This is a genomic window from Pedobacter jaeyakensis, from assembly GCF_054461315.1.
This window is the reverse complement of record NZ_CM136921.1, coordinates 2689493-2715033: the sequence shown is the minus strand read 5'-3', so window position 1 is coordinate 2715033 and position 25541 is coordinate 2689493. Positions and strand designations below refer to the sequence as shown.

Here is a 25541-nt window from a genome sequence, read left to right as displayed (position 1 = left end):
TATTTTTTGGTTATCAATAAAAATATTATTTCTTTTTAGCTTCTGATGCATTTGCAGAATCTTTCTTGCTCAAATCTTTTATCCTGATATTTCGAAACTGGACTGGAGAACCATGACCAAGAAAACCGATATGGCCACTGTCTCTTAGCAAGCCGGGGTGTTGCTGATGGTCTGGAGTACCATTTTTCTTAAAAGGAGTAATGTCTCCATCCAAAATTACTGTACCATTCAGGATCACTTTTATTTTAGGGCCTTTAACAACCACTTCTTCATAGTTCCATTCACCAACCGGTTTTAGAAAACCACGTTTTGCAGGTATTGTTCCGTAAACCGAGCCATGGTATTGATATACATGCAAGTCCTTGTACATAGGCGCTTCATTATCCAGTATTTGCAATTCCATTCCAACGTAGGCTGCATCACCTTCTAAAGGCGCTCTTATACCTAGTCCATTATTTGCTCCCGGAGTCAATTGAAATTCAAACCTGTAAACAAAGTCACTAAACTCTTCCTTTGTATATAAATTACCACCGGAACCTTTGCCAGGAACTGGCTCTATCGCGATATTTCCATCTTTAATCACATAATCGGTTAGGTTGCCTGTCCAGTTGTACATATTAGTACCATCAAACAAGATCTTATATCCTTCTTTTTTTTCCTGCGCTGTTAACTCATAAGGTTTAGATCTTGGGATTTCCCTGATATAAATATCACGATACGCCACCGGCGAGCCATGCGCCTGCAATTCGATCTGTTCTTCTGCGAAGATTGGTAAACTTCTGTCCCAATAATTTTCCAGAACTACATTATCTGTTACCAATACACCATTTAGCCAAACAGTTACGCGGTCTCCTTTCATCAAAATCCGGAAGGTATTCCATTCATCTAACTTGTTATCTGCAACCACAAGGGGCTTACTTGGATTGACTTGGTTATTATACAAACCACCAGAACCCACTTGAGCACCAACATTAGTACGAGCCAAATCCCATATTTGTACCTGGGGCGTTCCCCTTAGGTAAATCCCTGCGTCCCCTTCGCCTTTTTTGTCATCAATGATTTTCCAGTCTACCAGCATTTCAAAATCACCGTATTTTTTGACAGTTGCTAAATTATCTCCATGACTCTGAAACACCAATTCCCCATTCAATACTTTCCAACTATCCTTTGCTTGCGCGTCTGCTTTCACTTGTTCATCTGCCAGTTCTTTTGCAGACATTTTTGAGCGCTTTATTGGATCAGCAACCAACCCCTTCCAGCCGGTAAGGTCTTTACCATTAAACACATTTACGAAACCTTCCCCTGCCTTCATTGAAGAAATGTATTTTCTCATCCCTTCCTTTTGGTAACCTGCGTCCCCACCTGTAATGACAGCGATCGTTTTGTTAAGCAAGTTTTTTATAATCTCACCAGTGTATTCCCCAGAAAGGGTAATGTTCATTACTGCGTTAGCAGCTACTTGCTGTAAAGCTGGGTTATCCAGAAATTGTCCGGCATACATAATTGTATTAAAGCACTTAGCTTGCTCCAAATCTTTTAAAATAACCAGTTGCTGCGCGTTAGTTTTCGCAATTTCCATGGCGCTACGAAGCTGCAACAAACGTTGCTCTGGTGGAAATGAACTATTGCGCACCAAACGAAGAAAACCATTCAAAGCTTGATTAAGAGTTGCATCATCACGACTGGCACGGGCAATCTGGATCAAAGATGAGGTAGCTCCTACATCTGCCCAGGATGCTAAGGCATCTAAAGCCGCCATTCTAGACACTTCATTTCCTTTTGAAAATGCTTCTGAAACAGCATTTAATGCTTTACTTCCTCCAATATTACCCAGTACTTTATAAAACAATTGCTTTTTATCTTCTGGTGTTAGCCCCATCTGCTTTAATACGTCTTCTGACCGGACATCTGCATTTTCAGCACCCTTTACAGATTCAATAATCGCATCCTGAATTGCTCCAAGATCAGCAGGATCGGACGTGGTCATGAGCAAAGCGTATAATCTCGACTTGCTATCCGAGTTAGATATTGACTTAAGGGCTTTAAAAGCAGCCCTCCTCACATCTGGATTCTTACTTGTTAAAGAGGAGTAAATAATTCCTGCCTGTCCACCTGCAGCACGGTTAGCTAAAATATTAATAAGAGCAACCTGTGCAAGGGGCCTGGCTTTTGGGATATAAGTTGCAATCTTAGCCGTAACGCCATCACCTTTCATTCTCATTATGGCTGCAGATAAAATCTCCAATTTTCGACCATCAGCTGTTAAAGCCATTTTTAATAAATTATCCAGAGCGGCCTCTCCACCCAATTTTACTGCAGCTCCAGCAGCAGCATTTTGGACTAAAGTATCTTTATCTTGAACTTGTTTCAAAATTGCAGGTAATGTTCCGATAACATCACTTGAACCAAACTTATCTAAAATCAAGACTTTAGTATGCGGCTCTGCTGATGCCAGCTTCCCGATCCATACCTTACTATCACTTTCATCTAATTTTGCTAGTTTAATCGCGGCCGCACGGTATTCGAATTGTTTGTCGCTCAAAGCGGATTGTAGAAATTGTTGGTCTGTAGAAGTTTCAGCAATCAGGGTTAATGCGGCAACCCTCTGGTCCACTTGTTCTGAGGATGTTATTTTATTTAAAATCTCTTTTGCAACGTCAGCAACATGCTTTGGGTTCGCAGCTGCTTTATTTTGTTCGTAAACGAGTAACGCGGCAACAGCATTGGTTTGATCATATTTGTACCCAGTGCTTTCTGCTGCTTTTAGCAGAATAGATTCTGATTGATCATCATTAATGTGTGCAAGGGAATATAGTCCAGCTTTCTTTAGATATTTGTCGGTGTCTGAATTTAACAAGTTACCAATAGCGCCCGCCGCAGCTTTTGAGTTTGTATGGACAAGTGCTTCTACAATAGACAATTTTGAATTGCCAGTCGCTTTAGCTAAACCATCAATCAAGGAACTTACCGCCATTTGGGTGTTAGTTTTGGCAAGTGCTCTAGACGCCTCATCAGCCAAATCTCCATCAGTTAGATAAGCGGCCAGGCAAGGTACCGCAGCATCGGAACCTACTAAATCGAACTGACTAATAATAAAAGCTTTGTTTTGCTTGTTGGTTAAGACGCCCAACGATTTGCAATAGGCGGATTCTGCCAGTTTCTTCCATTCTCCATTTTTTGTAGCTGCTGCAGTAAAGCCGCTAACTGCATATTCTACCAAAGCATTATTTCCTTTTCCCGGCGCGACCATCCCGCTGATCAATGTCACATACCCGTCTTCTCCCAAATCAGCTACTTCCTGCATATTTCGCTTTAGCTGTACCGCGTCTTTGGCGGGCAACTGAGACAGCAAATCTGCTATTTTCGTAGTCACGGTTCGATTATCGCTTTTTTCCTGAGCTACAGCTGGCTGAAATAGCAAGGCTAAGGAAATCAGCACAAATGCTAATTTTTTGGTTATAGTTATCATCGTAATTTTTTGTATCCTTCGATTTAATATTTTTTCCATGAATTGACTCGAATAACTCCGCATTTAAATATTGAAAGGCGCGCGCATCACTGGGTTTATCAATCTGTTAGCTGCCTCATCATCAATAAATTCTTGCTTCACTGGATCAAACTTTAAGGATCTTCCTAGTCTTAAAGCTGCTAAACCCATATTTACAATATTGCAGGAGCGATGACCATTTTCTTCATTTAATGCAAATTTCTTTCTAGTTCTTACCGATTCCGAGAACTCCACAAGTTGAGGATCTGGATCTGGAAACTGCGCTAGTTTTCTTTCCAAATCTGGGATGTCAGATTTAAAACCAGGATATAGTTTCCCCTTAGGTCCTTCGATGTAGGGAACATTAGCGTCTTTGCCTTCCCCATCAAGGATAATTTGGCAACCATCAGCATAGGTGTAAGTAATTCTACGCCAAGTTCCCACCGCATCACTATGCTGCTGTGGTGCATCGATCTCAACCGATATTGGATTGGTCTCATCTTTACCCAGGAAATACTGGATTGGATCTATATAATGTTGGCCCATATCGCTCAAGCCTCCTCCATCATAGTCCCAGTAGCCTCTAAAAGTTTGGTGAACACGATGTGGGTGGTATGGTTTGTATGGCGCAGGTCCTAACCAAGAATCGTAGTCTAACTCAGGAGGTACAGGTTGAGGTTCCAAATTATCTTTACCCACCCAATAAAACTTCCAGTCATATCCCGTATGCTTGCTCACTGTAACTTTCAAGGGCCAGCCCAGCATACCACTATCAACCAACTTCTTGATCGGTCTAACTGTGGTACCCATGCCGTAAAAAGTATCTTTAAAACGAAACCACGTATTCAGTCTGAACATTCTACCATGTTGCTTCACAGCCTCCACTACTCTTTTACCTTCACCTATAGTGTGGGTCATTGGTTTCTCGCACCAGATGTCCTTTCCTGCATTTGCAGCGTCTACTGACATGATACCATGCCAATGGGGTGGTGTTGCGATATGCACAATGTCAACTTCAGGCAACACAATTAGTTCACGATAATCGGAAAATGTTTTTACCCCCTTGTTAAGCATACTTGCTGCTTGCGAAAGGTGGTTCTTGTCAACATCACAAATTGCAACAACCTGCGTGCCTTCGTAGCCGAAATGTCCGCGTCCCATGCCGCCTACACCTATTACCGCCTTCGTCAGCTTATCACTCGGCGCAAGATAACCCGGTCCCCCGAGTACATAACGCGGAACAATTGTAAAAGCAGCAAGGCCAATTGCCGATTTTTTAATAAATTCTCTTCTTGGGTTTGATGTTTGTGGTTCTTTTTTGATTTCCATTTGGAGTTATTGAGTGTGTTGTAGATTATTTCATGTTAGTATGCCTAGGCGAATTGAATGTTTGCATAGCTAATATTAAAAATTAATTATCAAAAAGACAAAACATTATCTATTTATTTAGACAAATAAAATACTTTTATTATTTTTTAATATAAGTTCTTTACATTTATCAAAATTCCGCCACTATAGCCATGAATCTTCGTCAATTAAATGATATAACAACTTCTGGAAGCGATAAACAGCTATTACTAAAATATAGACTTATCAAACACCTATTTGACTCGGGGCCTGCTTCTGTAGCTAGCCTATGCTCCGTTATGAACATTAGCTCGCCAAGCATATTAAAACTAATTGTTAGTTTGACCGATGAGGACTGGATTGAAAAAAAAGGGTTCGGTGCATCGATGGGTGGGAGAAAACCTGATCTATATGGATTAAAAGATAATAAAATATTGATCATCTGCATAGACATTGAGTTGTTCCACACAAGAGTTGCAATTATTGACAACAACTACAATTATTTATTCCAAGTAACAACCATCCCGTTACCCATTTCTAAAAATAGGTCTGATTTTTTCAAAATATTAAGTGGCCACGTTCAGGATATTTTGAGATCTCAAAACCTCAGTAGCGATCAGCTCATAGGTTGCAGTGTAGGTATGCCGGGTCTTACTGATGCAGCTAAAGGTGAAAACTACAGTTATTTTCTAAGTGATCATACAGATGTTTCATTAACGTCAGCTTTTGAAGAAATATTGCAACTTCCTGTAGTGATTCAAAACGACGTAAACGGCTCATCAATGGCTGAGTTTACGCACGGCATGGCCAGGGGAAAACAGAATGCATTGATCTTGCTGATGGATTGGGGTGTGGGTTTAGGGATCATAATGGATGGAAAGTTAAGACAGGGCGCCTGCGGTTTCTCTGGTGAACTAGGCCATATCCCATTTGTAGAAAATGGCGCACTATGTTATTGCGGCAAACATGGTTGCCTGGAAACCATCGCCTCTGGCAACGCGCTATCTGCAATGGCTAAAGAAGGAATTTTATCAGGTAAGAACTCGATGCTTAATCAGCTCAGTAATGAAGAACTGGAAAGAATTGAGCCCGCAATAATCATTCAGGCCGCAAATAAAGGCGACCAATACGCTATCCAGTTATTATCAAATATTGGCACCTATATGGGGAAAGGCATAGCTATGCTAATCCAACTATTTAATCCTGAATTGATTATTTTAAGCGGTAAAATTGCCGAAGCAAAGCAATATATTACCTTACCGATGCAACAGGCCATTAACACATATTGTATGACCCAAATTAGAGATAAGACTACAATTGTTTCTTCAGAACTTGGCGAAAATTCCAGACTACTCGGTTATGCTACAACGGGTATAAATTTTTTTCTGGATGGGTACATTAGTAAGGCAAGGAAATCAAAAAGCAAGCTTAAAAATTAGTGGCTGTTTGTGCTTTTTATTCATCCTTTTTTGACTTTCAATTGTTATATTTTAAAACACAACATAAATGGCATTTATAGATTACTATAAAACTCTGGGAATTGACAAGACTGCTTCGCAGGATGATGTAAAAAAAGCCTATAGAAAATTAGCCAGAAAATTGCATCCTGACCTCAACCCGGAAGATAAGCAAGCACAAGCCAAGTTTCAGCAGCTCAATGAAGCGAATGAAGCGCTGAGCGATCCCGAAAAAAGAAAAAAGTATGATGAATACGGTGAGCATTGGCGAAATGCCGACCAGTATGAGCAGGCCAAACGCTCTGGTAGTCAACCGGGTCAGCGAGGTGGCAACGGAAATCCTTTCGGAGGTGCAGGTGGTGACCCTTTTGCTGGTTTTGGAGGCGGCAACGGTGGTGATTATTCAGACTTCTTCGAATCATTATTTGGAAATGCAGGGGGAGGCCGCAGTCAAGGCGGTAGCCGTAAATTCAAGGGTCAGGACTATCAAGCTGAATTTAAGCTTTCGTTAAGAGACGCTTACACTACTCATAAACAAATGCTTACGGTCAACGGAAAGCAGATCAGGATTACAATCCCTGCTGGAATTGGCAATGGACAAGTGTTGAAATTGACTGGTCAGGGAGCTCCCGGAGGTAATGGCGGACCAAACGGCGATTTATTTATCACGATTTTAATTACGGAGGACAGTAAGTTTAAACGACTAAATGACGACCTCTACGCCAATCATGAATTAGATTTATATACCGCAGTCCTAGGCGGAGAAACCACTATAGAAACCTTTGATGGCAAAGTGAAACTCAAAATTGCGCCAGGGACCCAAAATGGACTAAAAGTTAGGCTAAAAGGTAAAGGATTCCCAATCTACAAGAAGGAAGCTGAATATGGGAGCTTATACATTACCTACACGATAAAAATACCGACCAATTTGAGCAGCCAGCAAACCGAACTATTTAATCAATTACAAAACTTAAAATAATTGTGATGGAGACAGAATTGATCAGTATAAAAGAGTATTGCGGCAATTACGAGATTGAACCGGAATTTATAGGCGCATTGGAAGAAAGTGGTCTTATTACCTTAATAGTGATTGAGACAAACAAGTATATTCACGTTAATCAGCTTAAAGAAGTAGACACCTATAAACATCTGCACTACGATTTAGAGATAAATATTGAAGGTATTGATGCAATTAGGCACCTGCTGCATAAAATAAATAGCATGCAGCAACGAATAGAAGATTTAACCAATAAGTTGTACATCCATGAATAAAAAAAAGGCCAGCTCGAACAGACGAACTGGCCTTTCATTAAAATTATTCAGTTTACTTACTAAACTTATAAATTGAAGACGTTTTATAAACCTGTCCAGGGTTTAAAATTGTAGTTGGGAATGCAGGCTGATTGGGAGAATCAGGGAAATGTTGGGTTTCTAAGGCCAAAGCAGTTCTGAAATCATCTAAAGACCCTCCTTTAAACTTGTTTTTACTCTTCATAAAATTACCGCTATAAAACTGTAGGCCAGGCTCCTGGGTATAAATGTCCATTACTATACCTGATTTATCCCCTTTAACGGTAGCAGCGTGAATCATTCCCATTCCTTTGACACCGCTTAATACGTAGTTATGATCATAACCTCCACCAGCTTTCAATTGATCGTTTGCTGTATCAATGCGTTTTCCGATTGTTGTTGCTGTATTAAAATCAAATGGAGTGCCTTTTACAGGGATATTTTTACCTAATGGAATCAAAGTAGTATCAACCGGTGTAAATTGGTCAGCATAGATTTTCAATTCGTGATTCAATATAGTTCCGCTTCCTTCTCCGTTCAAGTTAAAGAACGCATGATTAGTTAGGTTAACAACAGTTTTTTTATCTGTAGTTGCTTCATAATCCATTTTTAACTCATTATCATCTGTTAGTGTATAAATCACTTTAACATTTAAATTGCCCGGAAAGCCCTCTTCCATATCTTTTGATAAGTAAGACAACTCCAGGGTATGGTCATTAGTTTGTTTGGCATCCCAAACTACATATTGATACCCCTTTTTACCACCATGTAATGCATTTTGACCATTGTTGGTAAATACTGAATATTGCTTTCCGTCAATCGTAAATTTACCCTTTGCAATTCTATTTCCATAACGGCCAATGGTCGCGCCGAAGTAAGGTTCAGTCGAATTAACAAAACCGTCTACGCTGTCAAATCCAACCACAACATCTACAAGTTTACCTGCACTGTCTGGAACAAGCAAACTCACTAACCTACCGCCATAATTGGTAAAGGCGGCCTGCATATTATTTTTGTTCTTTAAGATGTAAAGATTTGTTTTCTTCCCATCAATTTCTTTCTGGAATTTTGTACTATCTAGTTGAAAGCTAGTTGCTGTGCTATCTGACTGCGCTCCTGTAGCATCAGTTTTAGCTGGTTGGTTACACGCAGTTACTGCAAGTAACAGTGCCGCTGCCAAAAATGGTTTTAACGATTGTTTCATTTATTAAAAGGTTTTATAAGGTTAACCAAATTAATTGGTGAGGCCAAATTAGTATTTTAAGATTAAATTACATACACTTATATTTTATCTAATTTGAAATAACCAAGATGCACCTGGTCTTCTGGTAAGTCTGTCGAACCTTCATCAAGTCTTATATGATACAACTCTTTTGATTGCTCGCTTAAGATTTCCTCTATTTTATAAACATCATCTACATCAATACCGTATTTTTCATCAATATGAGAATTGGCACCTTTCAAAGTATTGGTTTTAAAAAACACAGATTTCTTGGACTCCTGAACAGCTTTCGCCCGATCAGTTTGAACAGTAAGAACGGTATAATGCTGCTCTTCCAATTTATTAGATTGATATCCACCAAGATTTATGAAAAACAATTTTCCTGCACTTTCACTCTCCTCTTGCTGTACATCTCTTAATACAATATTAACTGAATAACCATCTACAACGTGAATCTCCCGCCAACCATCAATATGCAAACTGGAACCTGCCTCTGGCCAAAAAGCCCTCATTTGCGGCACCAACTCTTTTAACGAATAGGCGACTCCAAAAAAATAATCGTGTTGTTCTACATTCCTTTTTGGAGCTTTGGAGCCCAGTAATACCATAAAAAGTTTTGGGTTTTCATTCTTGTGCTGCAATGAAGTATTCATAATGATGGTTTTTTTAAGCTTTAGCAAGAATGAGTTCAATTATTGAACCAGAAGCTGCTTCACATAAGTTTAATCCAGAATTCTTACAATTACCAAATGCTGATCCTACTGATCAAGAATGTAAAATCCTGAAACTGCTTAGATGAAGTGATAAAGAAAAACCACGTTACCTGTATAGGCGGGCTTAGGCTGGTCCTTAATAATCAAAGTCGCCTCAATGACAACTTTAGTAACACCCCTCAAATTAACTATTGAATTTAGTTTTGCTTTTAATTGCACTTGATTATCAACTAGAACAGGCTGTCCAAACTTGAAGCTTTCAATGCCATAGTTGATTTCCATTTTGATATTACGCACATCTGCAATCTGCTTCCATAGGTATGGGATTAACGATAAGGTTAGATAACCATGTGCTATCGTAGATTTGAATGGTCCTTCACTTTGTGCCTTTTCAGTATCGACATGAATCCATTGATGGTCTATAGTTGCATCAGCAAATAGATTGATCTGTTTCTGGTCTATGGTGTGCCACTGTGAAAGGCCCAGTTCTTTGCCTAAATGCGATTGGTATTCTTCAAAATTATTGATGACCAGCATAATTTGTATTTATAGATTTCAAAAAATAGTTTAGTAGCGCTTCTTCGCAAAAGTACTATTTCATTACTAATCTTCAAATATTGATTACAATGAATTATTTGACGCCTTTTTTATCAAATTTAAAGCTTTTTGCCGCAACATAATATCGCCTTTATCGAGGCTTATCAGAAGTTTACTTTTCTTTTTCAAATACTGTTCAACACCATTTGGATCATATTTTAGCATCCAGTGGATGTTATAAATTAAATCGCAATACTTTACAGTCTGTGCATCCGGTTCGATTGTAAATAATCTTTTAGCCTCCATTTTCTTTCTCTGATCCTTGCTCAACTCAGGAAAAAGTCCTTTAGTAATCCTGTCTGTCAGCTGGTCAACACATTCTGAAATATGAGTAGTTTGTTCCTTTGTATACCCAAAAGCAATAAGCGCTGCATACAATTGCTTCAGACTGGTTTTGGTATCTTCTATTAAATCATGGCAAAGCCCAATCTCATAACACAAAGATCCTCCAGGCATCGCCATTTCTGCAACGGCCAGTAAATGCTTAAAATAGGGCTTCCCGCTAGCCCTAATCTTTTGGCCATTATGCCTCAATTTTATCCAATGTTTTAACGAAGTGCGGGAAATTGAAAGAGGCTCTGGCATTGTGATTATTCAAGATTTAGTTTGCTCCTAAAATTATTGGATTTTTTCCACTGCCCATAATAATAATTTTTGCGTTAGGTGATAAGGCTATGTCTTTTTGAGCCAATATAGATTCGTATTGAAGTTGTTTATCACTTAATCCCGTTGAAAGTATCTTTTGATAGTCCGCTATACCTTGAGCCTCAATGCGCTTCTTTTCTGCTATCTGCCTTTCCTTCTGTAATACAAACTGCATTTTCTGGGCATCCTGCTCTGCGTTGATCTTGGATTCAATAGTTTTCCTAACCGACTCCGGCAGGGTCACATTTCTAATTAGCAACTGTTGTAACTCAAACCCACGCTTTGAGAAGCTTTTGTTAATAGTTGCAAATATCTTATTCTGAAATTCTTGTCGTTTGGTAGAATACAGGGCTACAGCCTCATAGGATACCGCATTATCACGGATGGCCGTCCGTGCAATAGGACGTACTATCTTATCCAAATAATCCTCTCCTATTTCCTTCAAAATCTGAGGTGCTGCTTGTGGCCTCACGCTAAATAACACGGAAAGATCGATGGTTACTTCTAGTCCATCTGATGTTAGAATCCGTATCGCGTCATCCCCTGCCTTCGTTCCCTCATCATGGATGGCAGACATGGTATAGTTCTGTGTCTTGGTATCAAACGCCGTCACTTCAACTAACGGATTAACAATGTGCAACCCACTATACAATACCTCATCGTCTACTTTACCATAAAGTGTTTTTACTCCAACTTGTCCGGCTTCCACAACTTTAAACATGGAAACCGTAGCACCTAGCAGCATTAAAACTACGCCTGCAACGCGAATTAAAACTCTGAATTTAGTTAAAGGACTATCTCCTCTTGCAATAAAAAAACTTACGATAATGATCAGTAAGCCTAAAATAATAAGAAACATAATTTAAATATTTAATTGTTCAAATGAAATGCCGCAAAGCGGATGCCCGGCATCCGCAATTAAAGACAAACGTTGTCTAAACCCATTTAGACAACGAATTACTACCTATTAAGATTTACAGCAAAATTATTTACCCTGCCAAAATGGAAGGGCTTTTATCATTTTGAAAGGGTGGCTTAAAGTTCAATTTCATACTTCATAACATACTTCTTGTAGTGTGTTTTTAAGCTAAAAACATATTGAACCACTATCAAAATTACGATTGCGAAGCTACTGTATACGAGTAAGTCAAGCTTGCAAAAGACATATACCGTCAATATCGATATTCTTAAAAATTCAAGATAATAAATCCACCTGCGTTTTTCAAGCAATGCACCACAATTGACCAAGGTAAGCAGCACAAAAACAATTATGAAAAGTTTGTCGTCGACTTGAAGATATGCATACAAAGCCGTTATAAAAATCAACATGAATAAACTCGCAACCATTTGTAAATTTAAGTAGCCCCTGAATTTGAAACGATATACCTCATCCCTTGTTTGTGGAAAATACCTTTTTTCCAGCTGTGTTCTAATATTCTGATTAAGCCGTGAAGGACTCCCAAATATAATTTTAAGTTTATCTTTGAAATATACCTTGCGTTTGCATGCCTCAATTAATTCCAAAAAATAGTGAAAATGCTGCCAAAGAAAGGAATAACTATTCACTGGGTGAGTCAGACCATACTTGGGTGGGGTTAACTCCTGCTGAAACGTACCAAAAAGTTTATCCCAGAACACAAATACATCACCATAATTTTTATCCAAATAGTGTTCATCGCTAGCATGATGGATGCCATGGATAGATGGCGTTACAAAAATATATTCCAAATATCGTAAATTCTTACCTAATTGCGTGTGCGTAAAAAACGAATACCCGCCGTGCACTACCAATATAGTAATCACCATATTAGGATGGAACCCAACGAATGGCAAAACACACCAAAAGCAATTTCGAATTAGAGCCTGGAAAACTGTAATTCTCGAGGCGACGGTTAAATTAAACTCTTCACTTTGATGATGAACGATGTGTGCGGCCCAAAATAGATTCACCTCATGTCCCAACCTATGATACCAGTACCAAACAAAGTCTGTAGAAAGGATCAGCAGTACCCAAACCCACCATACATTAGAGATTTGAAAAATTGCATGATTACTATAAATCCAGGCATATAGGCTGTAAAAACTTGCTGAGATCAGCAGATTCAGCAAACGTTCTGCAATTCCTACGCTAAGGTTACTAATTGAACTTTCATATTTAAAAACCTCCTTACGCTTATCCGCACTAGTAAGCCTATATTCCAGCCATAGGAAAAGGAAAAAAGCAGGAATTGCAAAAGCCAGGTAATTAACTGCTAGCATACGGAACTAATTTCTCTCAGTGCATCCTTCACATATAATGAAGCTAACCTGTCCACAGCCTCACTTACCTCATCTTCAGTCGTATATCTGCTAAATGAAAACCTGATATTGGTTTGCTTATTGGCTAATCCAAGCGCAGACAATACATGAGAACTGGATCGACTTGAGCAAGCACTTCCTCCAGAGGCACAAATTCCATGATGGTCAAGATAACTCAGCACAGATTGCCCATTTTCCGGATTTGGTAGTGAAACACTAAGTACAGTTGCCAAGCTTTGCTGTTTGCTGGCTGAGTGCCCATTAAATTTAATTCCAGGTATTTTGCTAAGTAAATCGTTAATCATTTTTCCTTTGACGTTTATAAAATGCTGATGATGTTGACTTAAATTAGTGTAAGCCAGTTCCAATGCCTTGGCCAAACCAACTATGCTGCTTACGTTTTCTGTACCACTTCGCAAACCTCGCTCTTGCGCACCGCCATTTAACATGGGTATTAGCCTTTCAGGGTTCCGAGCGTACAAAAAGCCAATACCTTTAGGACCGTGAAACTTATGAGCAGAACCTACCAGGAAATCTGCGCGTAGAAGTTTAGTATTGTATTGATACTGGCAGATGGACTGCACGGTATCCGTATGGAAAATTGCGCCGAAGCTTTGACAGACTTCAGCTATCTGATGAATATCGTTAAGGTTACCAATTTCATTATTGGCATGCATCAAAGAAACAAATGCACTTTCATTTTTTTCCAGCAACACCTGAAGATGAGGTATTGATAATGCTCCTTGGTCGTCATTCTTAACAAAGAACAACTTAATGGTTCCAGATTTCTCCAATTGCTTTAAGGTATTCAATACCGCGTGGTGTTCCAGTTGGGAAGTTATGGCCACCTTAATACCGTTGGCACGGATAGCAGAAACGATAGCAGTATTATCAGCCTCTGTACCCCCTGAGGTAAATATGATAGATTTAGGATCGGCATTTAGCAAATCTGCAATTGTTTTTCTGGATTGTTCAATAGCTACTTTTGCAGCTCTCCCCTCATAATGTGAGGAAGAAGGATTTCCGTAGCTTTCAAATAAATAAGGCTCCATCGCATTAAATACATCCCGACTAAGCGATGTGGTAGCTGCATTGTCTAAGTAAATTTTCATCTTTTAAACTTTAATTTTTAAGCTTACACATCCAGGTTTCCGACGGGCACAAATCTTATCTTACCGCAACCATGTTGCGGAAGGAGTTAGCACCTTATTAAAAACAGGTTGCTAAGACGTCAAAGGGCCTTTCCCTCAGTCTTTCTGGATAAGTAAACAATTAATAAACTAGTTTTTTATTAAGGGCTGCCTCAAAAAGACAGCCCTTAAAAACCAAATATAATTTAACGAGTTTTTTTAGAGCATGCTTCACAGCAGACCCCCATTTCAGGTTGCAATGAGTAAACAACCTGACTTCGGTATGGCCATCCAGCACTACCGGCTACAAACAAAACATGAATGCTGAATAGCTTTAATCTTGCATATCATGATGCAAATATAATAAAGACTACCAAATTAGTAGATTTAATTATAATATATTTTTAATCCATAAAAAAAGAGGCCAGAAGCCTCTTTCATAAATGTTTAATATCGTGTTACTACAATGTTGCAATATCAATTACAAATCTGTAGCGTACATCACCTTTTTGCATACGATCGTAAGCAGCATCAATATCTTTAATATCAATCATTTCTATATCCGAAACAATATTGTGTTCTGCACAAAAATCAAGCATTTCCTGAGTTTCCGCTATACCACCAATTCCAGATCCGGCAAGGCTTTTACGACCGCCTAATAAACTAAACGCAGCAACTTCTGCTGGCTTAGGTGGAACTCCGACACAAATCATCGTGCCGTCTGTTCTCAACAAGCTCAAATACATGTTAAAATCATGCTCTGCAGAAACTGTGTCCAGAATAAAATCAAAAGTGCCTCTCGCTGCTTTCACTTGCTCGGCATCAGTTGTTACTACGAAGTGATGTGCACCTAACTTTTTAGCATCTTCTTCTTTTTTTGGCGAAGTGCTTAAAACAGTTACTTCAGCACCAAAAGCCACACCGAACTTCACAGCCATATGACCCAAGCCACCTAGTCCAAGTACTGCAAGCTTATGTCCTTTGCCAACCTTCCAATGTCTTAAAGGAGAGTAGGTGGTGATACCAGCACATAATAATGGAGCTGTGGCTGCAAGATCTAATTTCTCAGAAATATGCAAAACGAACTCTTCTCTTACAACAATCGTATTACTATAACCACCATAAGTTGGTGAAGAACCATCACGCTCCATGCTATTATAGGTTCCTGTATTACCTTCAAGACAATACTGCTCCAGGTCTTTCTTACAATTTTCGCAAACTTGGCAAGAATCCACCATGCAGCCGGTTCCTGCTAAATCTCCAACCTTGAAATTCTTTACATTTTCTCCTACTTTAACAACACGACCAACAATCTCATGCCCCGGAACCATTGGGAAAATTCCTGGAAACCAATCGTTTTTAATCTGATGCAGATCAGAGTGGCATACACCACAAAATAAAATATCAAATTGCACATCATTAGGGCCAACATCACGACGTTGAAAATCCCAAGGTGCCAGACTTGTTTGTGCGTCCTGTGCCGCGTATCCTTTTACTGGTATCATATTAAAGGTTTTTTATATTTTTTTTGAGTACAGCTAAGGTACACGTAAAGGGGTGCAATAGTTTTGAAGAATGAGAACGTGATAAATAATTTACTTAGATTTTACTAAGCGGTGGTAGAATAAAACAATGTACTGGTTGTAGATCTAAAACTCATTTTCACAATTGAAGCAATGGTATACCTTTGTAGCGCGGAATGGGAACAGCATCCCAAACAGTACAGAAAGAGCTGCCAATATTCCGGGTTTATTGTCTGCAGACTGTACATAGCCTACGTTATTTGACCCGCATTTAGGGCAAATTTCGATGCCATAATCTAGTTCTTCTACATTTAAAGCTACATCATAATCTTGCAAAATGCTTCTAACCAGCTCTGTATCCTTCTCAAAAATATGTAATTTGACGCCCCCTAAGGCCTGATTATATAGCGGATTAACAGTGATCATATTTTCGTCTGACAGGAAACAATGTATCCCTTCATCTATTAACCTTGTTTTGACAATGTTTGCCTCAATAGGATTATAAAATGTGCTAAATACGATGATCTTTTCCATAGGAGTAATATTTGGTTAAATATAATCATTAGCTGAATTACTTAATGGAAACAGCCACATCTGTATCGTTGTTCATTAATTTATCTAGGATCATTTTGCCATTTTGAAATACCTTCAACTTTAATTTATCTTTCTTACGATCAATGGTGACACTTAAGGAAGTATCAAAAGCACGAATGTTGTTCAATTCCAAATGATTCCATTTAGTTGGTAAGTTTGGCCTTAAATGAAATGCTTTAAAACCCGTCGGCTCCAGTCCTAGCAATCCCTCTGTGAAAATCCGACAGTATAAAGCGCTCTCAGCAGATAAATGCGCCATGCCGTTCTCCGGCCATGCTTCTACCACATACGGCGCGCGAAAACCAGTTAAACGTGTGGTAGAATAGGATTCTAAGCGCTCTAGCGCCCTATCGGCAGCTCCAGCCTTGAAAGCGCCCCTAAAAGCATACAGTGTTCCCCTATCCCAAAAAACTTTAGCATCATTCTGACCTGATTTCAATTCCGTCAATACGCCATTATCAGACCACAATTTACCAAACAATGCATCTAAGGTACCCGGTTTACGATCATTCAATCCAACTACGAGAGGCAGGCAGATCCAGCTTCTCAATGTTGTATTTTCTTTGTAATACTTGTAGGTATCCAACCCTTCCATCTTTGCACCGAAATACTTTTCGATTGCCAAGGCCAATTCCTTTGCCCGTTTGTTATAATCGGCACTTAAAGCAGAAGGCTTACCCATCGCTTTTACCAATCGCGAGGCTTGTACCAACGCACCATAATATAACGAAGAGGTCGATAAATTTGCCTTTCCAGTAGGAAACCGACCTTCTAATTCATCGCTCTCAGAAGCAACAATACCATCTGCCGTTACTTTTTTTTGAGTATATTTAAGGCACCAGTCGATTAACGGCCAAAGCTCTTCAGCCTTTGCCTTATCTCCCGAAGCCAATAAAAAATGAGTAGCACCATAGGCAATCATGGCAGCATCTCCACGATCATTCTCTCCAAACGGAACGGAGACATCCAGTTCAAAGGATGCCCACATTTTACCTCCATCTTTTGGTATGTTCTTTTGAAATATATTATAGGCATTCATAGCTGCCTGCATTGCTTTCTGATAACCGAGATATGAAAAAAACGGCCCGCTATACTCTGCCTGATCATTAGCCCATATTCCAACGTAATAATTACCACCTCCCGGTGAATGAACCAATCCCAGGTGTGATAGGAAAATGCTCTCCGCAGCCCTTATTTTGGAGAAATAAAACAAGGAATTAATGATCTTATCAGGCGTTTTTAGAACAAGACTTTTTGAAATGCTATCCAGGAATAAATCCCGAGTACCCTCTATTTCTGACAAAGATTTTTTCAGTTGCGGCTCATCATTCAATGTTGATGTATAATAAACTCCAAATTCATATCTGGCACCTGGATCCAGGTTCACTAATCCCTGCGCATCGGTGAAAATGCTCCTGTGATATTTCCCGTGCCATCCAGCTTCTTCTTGTTCATATCTCGTGGCCCCAATTTTAAGGCTTTTTGACGATGACCCGGTATTTTTCACTGTCCATTTTTCTACAAAACAACGCTTGTCCATTGACGGAAAAAAAGTTCGAACTATACTTATTCCATCCTTTTCTCTAAAATAAAAGCTGATTTTTCCATCAATTCTTACTGAGTCAAGTACACCTGTTTCAAATTTCTTGTCCTCCAGGGTAATCACAGGTAGTATGTTGTCGCTGTATTCATCACGCAGATATGCTCTGTACATCGATTCATTGGATTTGCTGTATTTCCGCAATTGAGGAAAAATCACATCCCTTATAATCTGCACTTGTTTCGATTGATCAACCTTATATCTTATAATTCCTGAAACCAGGGAGCCAGACATTTCGATGTTATCCGCATGAGGCAAATGCTTTTCTTGCGTGATATCCCACGTAATGCCATTGCTGGAATTCGTACGCCAGAATAGCTCGTTTTGCTGGCTCAAATCCTGGCTTTGCACGTTAACATTTAGAAAAAATAATAATGCAAATATCGATATGCACTTAACGGTATTTGATAATTTGAATCTGATAGTTAATATTCTCATTGTGAATGAATTCGAATTCATTTTAATTTCAGCGCATAAATTAGAATTAATTTCGTGAATTGACACTATTGTTTCGCCCAAATAAGTTTACTTGTGTTCATTGCAGCTTCTTTTTTATCTACAAACAACCAATATTTTTCGATGAATTGGTCGAATCATCAATTTGATAACTTAACAATCGTTTTTCACGGTTGATCTAGGACATTTCGTGCTTGGTCTAAAACATTTTAGCTGCTTTATTTTAATCCTTCTATTTGTTTCATCAAACAGGGCAATAGCAAGCACTTAAGATTGAAAAACAAAGCAAAAGAAACGATTATGAAAAAGTTAGCCAACGTATCGCCATTCCTCCTTTTATTATTACCGGTATTTATCTTAATGGCATTCTCATTTACAAATACAGAGGTGAAGCAAAACAATGTATCACTTCAAGGTACTTCCTCAAAAGTAGCCTTGATCAAAACAAAATAAGAGCAGCATTTTTCTGAGAATGTTTATACTGGCTCGAAATATGAAGGAATAAATTCATGCAACACCGAATAGCGCAAATTCAAGGAAAAACCACCACCACGCAGAACATATTTAGAATCATACTTGGTATTTTTATGCTAGCTGCAGCCATTGGCCATCTCAGTTTTCAAAGGCAGGAATTTCAGGCGCAGGTACCGAATTGGATTCCATTGAACAAAGATTCAACAGTAATTCTGTCAGGTATTGTTGAAGCCGTATTTGGACTCTCTATGATATTCTATAAGAAACAACGCATAAAAATTGGCATTGCACTTGCCATATTTTACCTCCTCATTTTCCCTGGTAACATCGCTCAATATATAAATCATACCGATGCTTTTGGACTGGATACCGACGGTAAAAGGCTAGCAAGACTTTTCTTTCAGCCTTTGCTGATGCTGTGGTCACTTTGGTCTACGGGAGCACTAAAGAAGATCTTAATAAGATAATTAGCAAACGCCCGAATAGCATGATTCTGAAGGCTAGGATTGTCTAAAAAGCCAGGAAGTTCAGCTACTAGTTTGGGACGCTGCTGTGCAAATAGTGTGGCCAGTGCTTTGCGCCTGCTCTCGATGCTTGCGTTGTGATCATTCAGGGTTCTAAAATAACAATTTTCCTGATCAGGCTAAGTTTACTCTTCGCCGCAAGTTCAAGGGAACATTCAGGGGATTCTGAGACCAATGGCTCTATAGCATACCAAAGCATTTTAATTGTGAAAATTCAAATTTAAACGCCGCTAAGCAATTGCTACCCAAGCACGTGGTGCGCAAGTACTTTCTGCACTTCAAAAACATTCACCGATTTGTTGAACTTTTTGCGAATACTAGGAATAGTTTCGCTAGAAACCCAGATCTTTAATTCTGCATCCAGGTCAAAAGTACCCGCTGTTTCCACGCTAAATCGTGAGATCGCTTTATATGCAATAGAAACGTATTCCGTTTTGCTTCCTGTCAAACCTTGAACATCGACAATAATTAGCCGTTTGTTGGTGAAAATGAAAGTGTCTCTTATTAATTTAAAACCCAACTCAATTTCTTCATTATCGGTAAGTAATGTGCCGTAATTCTTTTTTAAATCATCCTGACTTACCGTACCTGCGTTGCCCATTAAGGCTGAAAATAATCCCATAACGTATCTATTAATTTAACTGATCTTGAGATTAGAGATAACGAACCTAAAAAAGTTACAGAATATTGTTTAGGTAAATACCAATAGATAGGCGCACCGTCTGCGAACATAATTTCTAGTTTAAACATACCACGTTAATCGTACTAACCTTTAATTTCTACATTTAAGCTTAAAATAACTTAAACTCGTGCAGAAAAGGCCTGCAAATTCTCTGGAATTGATGTTGCTATTTAGTTTTCAAGTAATCAGACAATGATGTTTCGTGGATATCATTGCTGTTTATTTAATCGTTTAGCCGGTTTTAAAGCGGAAACTATTTTTGCATATTCACCCTTATCGTACTTATGACTGCCTGCAATAACCTTCAACACAAAGTTGTTAAGCTTTATCCCAGCCAACGGCTTAGGATCTTCTTGAGCTCCGTAAAAACAATATACCGGGATATGTACCAATTCTACTTCTGGTTGTACTTTATAAGCATAATCGTCTCCTGACAAGTTGAGCAAATCTGAAGTATGCACTATGAAATCTGAACTGGCAAAAGGTGAAAGCATCTCCAGCGCCTGCACTCTACTTTTCAGGGAAACTGGTAAACGGTTATAAATGAATGGTAAAACATCTGCACCGAAAGAATATCCACAGAGATAGATCCGGTTGTACCGATCAGCAGTAACGTATTTGTTCATTAATAATTGAATATCATTAGTTGTTTGCTCCGGTGTTCTTTGTTCCCAAAAATAGCTTCTTGAATTGAAGCCAACTACATGAAAACCCTTTGTGGCAAATGAAATAGCTAACTGATCTTCGAAATCCGTCCATCCCCCATCTCCAGAGAACAGAAACAGAATTCTTCTGGACAAACCATTCTCAGGAGCATAGCTAATCACCGGAAGGGCATACTCGTTTTTTTCTACCCCGTGATGACTGGTATACCTGTTTCTCATCAGGATGCCACATCCTGAAAAAGTGAATATCAAGATAAGCCCCAGGATCCATTTCATAGTTAAAAATATAAAAAAATACACCAATAAATTTATTTTAACGCGCTAGAAATGTATGGTCGGGTTTTTGAAAGAGTTTTTATTTCCTAAGGCTATTTAGATAGCTAATCAAGATTGAAATAAAATGAAAAAATTGCCTATAAAACTCAGAGATATACTTTATTATACCCTAGCCCTGATTTGCTTATCCGCCTGTGAGAACGATCAGAGGAAGCAACAACTGGATGAACGGGAAAAAAGCCTAATGGCTAAGGAAATGGAATTTGCGGCCAAAGAAGCGGATTACCAGTCGCTGATTCAAATGCGAGACAGCGTTATGTCACGAAAAATGGATACGACAATCATTACTCGCTGGCCTGCAGATATCCCAGGCATCTGGACTGGTAAAACGGTATGTAATGAGTCCGATTGTAGTGATTACGTAGTTGGCGATCAGCGCACGGATACCTGGGTTTTTGCCAATGACACCACCAGCATTTTCACCAAGATCATCAATAAAGAAAAATTAATAAGGGTTTATACGGCCAGTGTGGACTCTACGCAGATTAGCTTGCATTATAAATCTGATTCTACTGCGACCAGAAAGGTCGACATCAGGGTGCTGCTAAATGCATCTGGGAAGAACCAGATGAAAGGTACCCAGACCATATTGGTTAATGAAAATTGCGAAGCGAAGTTTACTGTTGAACTGGAGCGCACCGCCAAATTATAGGTTTATGATTTTGCTTAACATCCAGCACCTGACGCTTCCTATTGAAGATCCTGTGCTCAAGTTTTTATTGGAATTGATTATCATCTTAAGTGCACCGCTTCTGCTTAACAAAATAAAGGTACCCCATTTGCTGGGCCTCATTATTGCAGGTGCAATTGTTGGACCCAATGGATACAACCTACTGGCGAGGGACAGTAGCGTGGTGGTAACTGGTACTACAGGTTTGCTTTACATCATGTTTCTTGCAGGACTGGAAATTGATATGGGCGATTTTAAAAAGAATAAATGGAAAAGCCTGGGATTTTCAGGGTACACTTTCGCATTTCCCTTTCTGCTTGGCCTGGTGTCAGGGCTCTTTATCCTTCGATTTGACTTATTAACTTCGGTACTTTTTGCCAGTCTATTTTCTTCACATACTCTGATTGCCTATCCGCTAGTCAGCAAATTGGGTATCGCTAAAAACCTGTCTGTAAATGTAACGGTTGGAGGAACTATGGTCACAGATGTCTTGTCACTACTGGTTTTGGCAGTCGTAGTGGGGATGACTCAAGGATCAGTCGGCACTGCTTTCTGGATAAAGCTTTCTATTTCCATGATCGTATTCAGCATAGTCGTACTTGTCGTGTTTCCCATAATTGCCCGCTGGTTCTTTAAAAATGTAGAAGATAAAATCTCCCAGTATATTTTTGTACTCGTGGTCATTTACCTCGCAGCACTGGCAGCAGAACTTTCGGGTGTTGAAGCAATCATTGGTGCATTTTTTGCAGGTCTAGCCCTTAATAGGCTGATACCGCATTCCTCATCACTAATGAATCGGGTGGAATTTGTGGGAAATGCCATTTTTATACCTTTCTTTTTGATTAGTGTAGGGATGCTAATTGATTTTAAGGTGTTCTTTAAGAGCTGGGAAACGATTGGTGTTGCCGCAGTGATGTTGGTCTGTTCCATCGGCGGAAAGTATTTAGCTGCAATGGCCACCAGGAAAACATTTAGTTTTTCTAAAGATGAAGGGATGCTGGTCTTTGGCATGAGTTCCGCTTCTGCAGCTGCTACACTGGCCTCGGTCATGGTGGGTTACAACATCATCATTTCGGAAACTGCAGACGGTGAACCCATCCGGTTACTGAATGAACATGTATTGAATGGCAGTATCCTGTTAATCCTGGTATCCTGCACGATTTCTTCCTTCGTATCCATGTCCAGCGCACAAAAGATATCCCAAACCGAGAACGAGCAAACGGTTTCTAATAACAGTCCGGAAGAAGAAAATATTCTATTGGCGATGAACCATGAGGAAACGGTAGAAGCTATGCTTAACCTTAGCCTGCTAATTAAAGCTGAATCCAATACCAATCGCCTGTTTGCGCTGAATGTTATTAACGAGGATAAGAATGAGTCTTCCGTAAAAAATGCAGAAAAGCTATTGTCGAAGGCAGTTCAAAACGGTGCTTCAGCAGATACTACTATTATCCCGCTCACCAGATACGACAATGATGTCATCTCAGGAATCACCAATGTACTGAAGGAACAGAACATCACTGATCTGGTTATTGGGCTTCAGGATGAAAAAGGATTTTCGGGAACATTTATGGAAAATCTTTATAACGGATATTTGAAGAATGTCCATGTAAACGTTATGGTCTATCACGCAGCCCAACCTATTGCAACAGTTAAAAAATACCTTGTCATCATCCCTGACCAGGCAGACCAAGAGCCAGGCTTCTTTTACGCGCTCTTACGCATTTGGAACATTGGCAGGAGATCTGGTGCGGTCATTGAATTTCACACTACAAATGGTATCATTACCATATTGAAGCGCATATTAGAAAAATCCAATATCGAAACGGCATTTCACATCATGGAAAACTGGAGCCATGTTGATAAACTGCTTAATTTGAAGAATGATGAGGGACTGATCGTCATGATGGCTAAACGCGGCATGAATTCTTACCGCTCTCAGATGGGTAATCTGCCTTATCTGCTCAATCAAAAGTTGAAAGATAGTAATTACTTACTGGTCTACCCCTTTTCAGAATTACAGGATTCACACGTAGAGAGGCGTTCCATCAACAACCACGATGATTTCGCGGAGATCGGTCAGATCATTGGGAAGGTGTTTCGATAGAAAAGGCATCTTCAAATACTTGGCGATTCTGGAGATATAACTTTATTAGGTATATTGGTAGATGTTTGAATCTATGAAATATTCGCGGCTATTATTGTCCTGTTTGTTTTTGATCGTCTATAACAATGCTCAGGGCCAGAAGAAAAGAGGAGCGACACAAGGGCTGAAGACTGATCGGGCGATCTGGCTCTCCAAAATGGACGAAATGGTGGCGCCGGTACTGAGCAGCCTTGCTGCAGACAGCTTACACATCATGATGCCAAAAGTTACTTCCCAGCGGGTTGATAACAAAGAAAATCGCATTAAAGTACAATATCTGGAAGTGCTGGGCCGGGTATTAAGCGGTATTGCCCCATGGATACAACTAGAAGGCGGTAACCCAGAAGAAGTCAGGCTGCGAGAAAAATACCGGATTTGGGTCATAAATGGGCTAAGAAATTCATTAGACTCAACCGCCAAAGACTTCATGCGCTATGACCTTAACGGACAGCAACTTGTAGACGCATCTTTTATTTCACTTGCAGTAATCAGAGCACCGTGGATCTGGGAAAACCTGGGCAGCAAATACCAATACCTTTTAGTACAGTCGATTAAAACAACAAGAAAGTTTAAACCCGGCTTTTCAAACTGGTTGCTTTTTTCAGCAGTCAATGAAGCTTTTCTTGCAAAATATGGCTATCCTTGGGATGTGATGCGTGTAGATTACGCACTACAACAAATGGAACAATGGTATATAGGCGACGGCCTTTATAAAGATGGAACAAGCTATGCTTTTGATTATTACAACAGTTTTGTGATCCATCCCTATCTTTCAACCTTGGTCGAGGTGATCGGAAGCCGCACAAGTGATTACGCAGATATGTTCGCTAAAATCGCAAAAAGAAATGAACGGTATGCAGTGATTCTGGAGCGGCTGATTCATATCGACGGTACGTTCCCGGTTGTAGGACGTTCAATAATCTATAGAGGAGCAGTCTTTCATCACCTGGCGAATATGGCATTAAAAAAAGCACTTCCATCTGAACTAAAACCTGAACAGGTCAGATGCGCTCTAACTGCGGTAATCGAGAAAACGCTCAAAAGCAAAAGTACTTATCACAACGGCTGGCTGAGTCTTGGTTTGTATGGTAGCCAACCAGACATTGCCGATGTATATAACAATCAGGGAAGCCCTTATCTTGCAACAGCGATCTTTCTTCCATTGGGATTGCCGGCCAGTGATTCTTTCTGGACAAATCCACCAGCAAAATGGAGTTCACAAAAGATTTGGTCAGGTGAGGATTTTCCTAATGACCATGCTTCGAGTCTTAAATAGTCATAAAACGCCGATGATAAAAAATACCAAATACTTTTTTTTCTTACGTCATTATACATAAGATGATTTGACTTATCAACAAAAAGGCCTTAAATCTATGATTTAAGGCCTTTTAAATAGAAGCGTTACTTCTAGTTGTCGGGGTGGCAGGATTCGAACCTACGACCTCCTGCTCCCAAAGCAGGCGCGATACCGGGCTACGCTACACCCCGAACTGGTATCTTCTTTTTTACTGGTCAATATTAAACTACTTTTCCAAATAGTTTTGTCGGGGTGGCAGGATTCGAACCTACGACCTCCTGCTCCCAAAGCAGGCGCGATACCGGGCTACGCTACACCCCGAACTGGTATCTTCTTTATTCCCTTTTTCGAAGGGATTGCAAAGTTAGACTTTAAACTGGTAAAAGCT

Annotated in this window: 22 protein-coding genes, 2 tRNA genes and 1 riboswitch; of the genes, 8 read left to right on the top strand and 16 right to left on the bottom strand. The window is 39.6% G+C overall.

Annotated elements, in window-relative coordinates:
• Window positions 1-25 precede the first annotated feature (25 nt).
• Complete coding sequence (locus ACXZ1K_RS12130) at window positions 26-3469, bottom strand: family 16 glycoside hydrolase (RefSeq protein WP_458969931.1); 3444 nt, start codon at window positions 3467-3469, stop codon at window positions 26-28.
• Window positions 3470-3532: 63 nt separating this feature from the next.
• Window positions 3533-4816, bottom strand: a complete 1284-nt coding sequence (locus ACXZ1K_RS12125; protein ID WP_458969930.1) for a Gfo/Idh/MocA family oxidoreductase — start codon at window positions 4814-4816, stop codon at window positions 3533-3535.
• A 317-nt stretch (window positions 4817-5133) separates the two neighbouring features.
• Between ACXZ1K_RS12125 and ACXZ1K_RS12120 the strand changes: the two genes are divergently transcribed.
• The 3 genes from ACXZ1K_RS12120 to ACXZ1K_RS12110 all read left to right on the top strand — a co-directional run bounded on the left by ACXZ1K_RS12120 (window position 5134) and on the right by ACXZ1K_RS12110 (window position 7563).
• Window positions 5134-6273: an ROK family protein gene (locus ACXZ1K_RS12120; RefSeq protein ID WP_458969929.1), complete on the top strand. Its 1140-nt coding sequence runs from the start codon at window positions 5134-5136 to the stop codon at window positions 6271-6273.
• Window positions 6274-6340: 67 nt separating this feature from the next.
• Complete coding sequence (locus tag ACXZ1K_RS12115; RefSeq protein WP_458969928.1) at window positions 6341-7270, top strand: DnaJ C-terminal domain-containing protein; 930 nt, start codon at window positions 6341-6343, stop codon at window positions 7268-7270.
• A gap of 5 nt (window positions 7271-7275) precedes the next feature.
• A complete protein-coding gene (locus tag ACXZ1K_RS12110) occupies window positions 7276-7563 on the top strand; it encodes a chaperone modulator CbpM (protein WP_458969927.1) in 288 nt (95 codons plus the stop codon).
• A gap of 52 nt (window positions 7564-7615) precedes the next feature.
• On the opposite strand, the gene ACXZ1K_RS12105 is transcribed toward ACXZ1K_RS12110, so the two are convergent.
• From ACXZ1K_RS12105 to ACXZ1K_RS12060, 10 genes are all read right to left on the bottom strand, one after another.
• Window positions 7616-8785 (bottom strand): aldose epimerase family protein, encoded by a 1170-nt coding sequence (locus ACXZ1K_RS12105; protein WP_458969926.1) that lies wholly within the window; start codon window positions 8783-8785, stop codon window positions 7616-7618.
• 77 nt (window positions 8786-8862) lie between these two features.
• A complete protein-coding gene (locus ACXZ1K_RS12100) occupies window positions 8863-9456 on the bottom strand; it encodes a DUF1543 domain-containing protein (protein ID WP_458969925.1) in 594 nt (197 codons plus the stop codon).
• A gap of 138 nt (window positions 9457-9594) precedes the next feature.
• Window positions 9595-10053 carry a MaoC family dehydratase gene (locus ACXZ1K_RS12095; protein ID WP_458969924.1) on the bottom strand — a complete coding sequence of 153 codons (459 nt, stop codon included), beginning with the start codon at window positions 10051-10053 and terminating at the stop codon, window positions 9595-9597.
• Window positions 10054-10137: 84 nt separating this feature from the next.
• Complete coding sequence (locus tag ACXZ1K_RS12090; protein ID WP_458969923.1) at window positions 10138-10698, bottom strand: hypothetical protein; 561 nt, start codon at window positions 10696-10698, stop codon at window positions 10138-10140.
• A 16-nt stretch (window positions 10699-10714) separates the two neighbouring features.
• Entirely contained in the window at window positions 10715-11617 is a 903-nt protein-coding gene (locus ACXZ1K_RS12085) for a prohibitin family protein (protein ID WP_458969922.1), read from the bottom strand.
• 176 nt (window positions 11618-11793) lie between these two features.
• Window positions 11794-13017, bottom strand: coding sequence for a sterol desaturase family protein (locus ACXZ1K_RS12080; RefSeq protein ID WP_458969921.1), 1224 nt, complete (start codon window positions 13015-13017; stop codon window positions 11794-11796).
• Window positions 13011-14168 carry a cysteine desulfurase family protein gene (locus ACXZ1K_RS12075; protein WP_458969920.1) on the bottom strand — a complete coding sequence of 386 codons (1158 nt, stop codon included), beginning with the start codon at window positions 14166-14168 and terminating at the stop codon, window positions 13011-13013. The genes ACXZ1K_RS12080 and ACXZ1K_RS12075 overlap by 7 nt, the downstream gene beginning before the upstream one ends.
• Before the next feature lie 52 nt (window positions 14169-14220).
• A riboswitch (SAM riboswitch) is annotated at window positions 14221-14323 on the bottom strand.
• A gap of 324 nt (window positions 14324-14647) precedes the next feature.
• Entirely contained in the window at window positions 14648-15691 is a 1044-nt protein-coding gene (locus ACXZ1K_RS12070) for an NAD(P)-dependent alcohol dehydrogenase (RefSeq protein WP_458969919.1), read from the bottom strand.
• Between the two features lie 144 nt (window positions 15692-15835).
• Complete coding sequence (locus tag ACXZ1K_RS12065; protein WP_458969918.1) at window positions 15836-16243, bottom strand: putative signal transducing protein; 408 nt, start codon at window positions 16241-16243, stop codon at window positions 15836-15838.
• Window positions 16244-16280: 37 nt separating this feature from the next.
• Window positions 16281-18341: a six-hairpin glycosidase-like protein gene (locus tag ACXZ1K_RS12060; protein ID WP_458969917.1), complete on the bottom strand. Its 2061-nt coding sequence runs from the start codon at window positions 18339-18341 to the stop codon at window positions 16281-16283.
• Window positions 18342-18659: 318 nt separating this feature from the next.
• On the opposite strand from ACXZ1K_RS12060, the gene ACXZ1K_RS12055 reads away from it, so the two are divergent.
• Together ACXZ1K_RS12055 and ACXZ1K_RS12050 are read left to right on the top strand one after the other, a co-directional pair.
• A complete protein-coding gene (locus ACXZ1K_RS12055) occupies window positions 18660-18812 on the top strand; it encodes a hypothetical protein (protein WP_458969916.1) in 153 nt (50 codons plus the stop codon).
• A gap of 56 nt (window positions 18813-18868) precedes the next feature.
• Window positions 18869-19300, top strand: a complete 432-nt coding sequence (locus ACXZ1K_RS12050) for a DoxX family protein (protein WP_458969915.1) — start codon at window positions 18869-18871, stop codon at window positions 19298-19300.
• 298 nt (window positions 19301-19598) lie between these two features.
• Here ACXZ1K_RS12050 and ACXZ1K_RS12045 read toward each other — a convergent pair whose 3' ends face one another.
• Both ACXZ1K_RS12045 and ACXZ1K_RS12040 read right to left on the bottom strand, forming a co-directional pair.
• Window positions 19599-19979 (bottom strand): PH domain-containing protein, encoded by a 381-nt coding sequence (locus tag ACXZ1K_RS12045; protein ID WP_458969914.1) that lies wholly within the window; start codon window positions 19977-19979, stop codon window positions 19599-19601.
• Between the two features lie 269 nt (window positions 19980-20248).
• A complete protein-coding gene (locus ACXZ1K_RS12040; protein WP_458969913.1) occupies window positions 20249-20980 on the bottom strand; it encodes an AcvB/VirJ family lysyl-phosphatidylglycerol hydrolase in 732 nt (243 codons plus the stop codon).
• 124 nt (window positions 20981-21104) lie between these two features.
• Between ACXZ1K_RS12040 and ACXZ1K_RS12035 the strand changes: the two genes are divergently transcribed.
• From ACXZ1K_RS12035 to ACXZ1K_RS12025, 3 genes are all read left to right on the top strand, one after another.
• Window positions 21105-21692, top strand: coding sequence for a hypothetical protein (locus ACXZ1K_RS12035; RefSeq protein WP_458969912.1), 588 nt, complete (start codon window positions 21105-21107; stop codon window positions 21690-21692).
• Between the two features lie 4 nt (window positions 21693-21696).
• Entirely contained in the window at window positions 21697-23817 is a 2121-nt protein-coding gene (locus ACXZ1K_RS12030; RefSeq protein ID WP_458969911.1) for a cation:proton antiporter, read from the top strand.
• A 73-nt stretch (window positions 23818-23890) separates the two neighbouring features.
• Window positions 23891-25132 (top strand): DUF2264 domain-containing protein, encoded by a 1242-nt coding sequence (locus ACXZ1K_RS12025; protein WP_458969910.1) that lies wholly within the window; start codon window positions 23891-23893, stop codon window positions 25130-25132.
• Between the two features lie 138 nt (window positions 25133-25270).
• Here the strand turns inward: ACXZ1K_RS12025 and ACXZ1K_RS12020 are convergent.
• Window positions 25271-25344: transfer RNA gene (locus ACXZ1K_RS12020), tRNA-Pro, on the bottom strand.
• A gap of 56 nt (window positions 25345-25400) precedes the next feature.
• Window positions 25401-25474: transfer RNA gene (locus ACXZ1K_RS12015), tRNA-Pro, on the bottom strand.
• Window positions 25475-25541 lie beyond the last annotated feature (67 nt).

Bases quoted from the DNA above. Each gene is read 5' to 3' on its own strand.
- ACXZ1K_RS12115 (WP_458969928.1), top strand. From the start codon at position 6,341: ATGGCATTTATAGATTACTATAAAACTCTGGGAATTGACAAGACTGCT.
- ACXZ1K_RS12100 (WP_458969925.1), bottom strand. From the start codon at position 9,456: ATGAATACTTCATTGCAGCACAAGAATGAAAACCCAAAACTTTTTATG.
- ACXZ1K_RS12070 (WP_458969919.1), bottom strand. From the start codon at position 15,691: ATGATACCAGTAAAAGGATACGCGGCACAGGACGCACAAACAAGTCTG.
- ACXZ1K_RS12110 (WP_458969927.1), top strand. From the start codon at position 7,276: ATGGAGACAGAATTGATCAGTATAAAAGAGTATTGCGGCAATTACGAG.
- ACXZ1K_RS12030 (WP_458969911.1), top strand. From the start codon at position 21,697: ATGATTTTGCTTAACATCCAGCACCTGACGCTTCCTATTGAAGATCCT.
- ACXZ1K_RS12085 (WP_458969922.1), bottom strand. From the start codon at position 11,617: ATGTTTCTTATTATTTTAGGCTTACTGATCATTATCGTAAGTTTTTTT.
- ACXZ1K_RS12040 (WP_458969913.1), bottom strand. From the start codon at position 20,980: ATGAAATGGATCCTGGGGCTTATCTTGATATTCACTTTTTCAGGATGT.
- ACXZ1K_RS12125 (WP_458969930.1), bottom strand. From the start codon at position 4,816: ATGGAAATCAAAAAAGAACCACAAACATCAAACCCAAGAAGAGAATTT.
- ACXZ1K_RS12065 (WP_458969918.1), bottom strand. From the start codon at position 16,243: ATGGAAAAGATCATCGTATTTAGCACATTTTATAATCCTATTGAGGCA.
- ACXZ1K_RS12090 (WP_458969923.1), bottom strand. From the start codon at position 10,698: ATGCCAGAGCCTCTTTCAATTTCCCGCACTTCGTTAAAACATTGGATA.
- ACXZ1K_RS12060 (WP_458969917.1), bottom strand. From the start codon at position 18,341: ATGAGAATATTAACTATCAGATTCAAATTATCAAATACCGTTAAGTGC.
- ACXZ1K_RS12025 (WP_458969910.1), top strand. From the start codon at position 23,891: ATGAAATATTCGCGGCTATTATTGTCCTGTTTGTTTTTGATCGTCTAT.
- ACXZ1K_RS12105 (WP_458969926.1), bottom strand. From the start codon at position 8,785: ATGAAACAATCGTTAAAACCATTTTTGGCAGCGGCACTGTTACTTGCA.
- ACXZ1K_RS12055 (WP_458969916.1), top strand. From the start codon at position 18,660: ATGAAAAAGTTAGCCAACGTATCGCCATTCCTCCTTTTATTATTACCG.
- ACXZ1K_RS12050 (WP_458969915.1), top strand. From the start codon at position 18,869: ATGCAACACCGAATAGCGCAAATTCAAGGAAAAACCACCACCACGCAG.
- ACXZ1K_RS12075 (WP_458969920.1), bottom strand. From the start codon at position 14,168: ATGAAAATTTACTTAGACAATGCAGCTACCACATCGCTTAGTCGGGAT.
- ACXZ1K_RS12095 (WP_458969924.1), bottom strand. From the start codon at position 10,053: ATGCTGGTCATCAATAATTTTGAAGAATACCAATCGCATTTAGGCAAA.
- ACXZ1K_RS12130 (WP_458969931.1), bottom strand. From the start codon at position 3,469: ATGATAACTATAACCAAAAAATTAGCATTTGTGCTGATTTCCTTAGCC.
- ACXZ1K_RS12045 (WP_458969914.1), bottom strand. From the start codon at position 19,979: ATGGGATTATTTTCAGCCTTAATGGGCAACGCAGGTACGGTAAGTCAG.
- ACXZ1K_RS12035 (WP_458969912.1), top strand. From the start codon at position 21,105: ATGAAAAAATTGCCTATAAAACTCAGAGATATACTTTATTATACCCTA.
- ACXZ1K_RS12120 (WP_458969929.1), top strand. From the start codon at position 5,134: ATGAACATTAGCTCGCCAAGCATATTAAAACTAATTGTTAGTTTGACC.
- ACXZ1K_RS12080 (WP_458969921.1), bottom strand. From the start codon at position 13,017: ATGCTAGCAGTTAATTACCTGGCTTTTGCAATTCCTGCTTTTTTCCTT.